At 62.2% G+C, this 254-nt stretch carries 1 pseudogene; it reads right to left on the bottom strand.

From position 1 onward, the window contains the following. Nucleotides 1-254, bottom strand: a pseudogene (gene flgL / locus SB756_RS32670) (flagellar hook-associated protein FlgL); the annotation flags it as partial.

The following is a 254-nucleotide window of genomic DNA, read 5'->3' as shown; positions in this document are numbered from 1 at the left end:
GAACCACGACCACCCACCGAACTGATACCGATCGACAGCTGGTCGATGCCACTGGCCAGGTTGGCCATCCCCGAGGCGAGGTCGGCCAGTTGCTTCTGGGTCGCCAGGGTGTTGCCGGCGGTTGGCGTGTTCAAGGCGTTTTTCAGCTGGCTCACGGTATCCAGTATGTTCTGGGTCTCGTGAGTGTTGACCGACACACTGAACTGATCGTTGGCCGCCGGAGAAGGCGCGCCGGTCAGGGTGAAGCTCACGCC

Origin of the sequence: Pseudomonas sp. SIMBA_068 (assembly GCF_046534705.1) — a bacterium.
Lineage (GTDB): Bacteria > Pseudomonadota > Gammaproteobacteria > Pseudomonadales > Pseudomonadaceae > Aquipseudomonas > Aquipseudomonas putida.
Note: the sequence above shows the minus strand (reverse complement) of the source record. Positions and strands in the feature narration are given on the sequence as shown.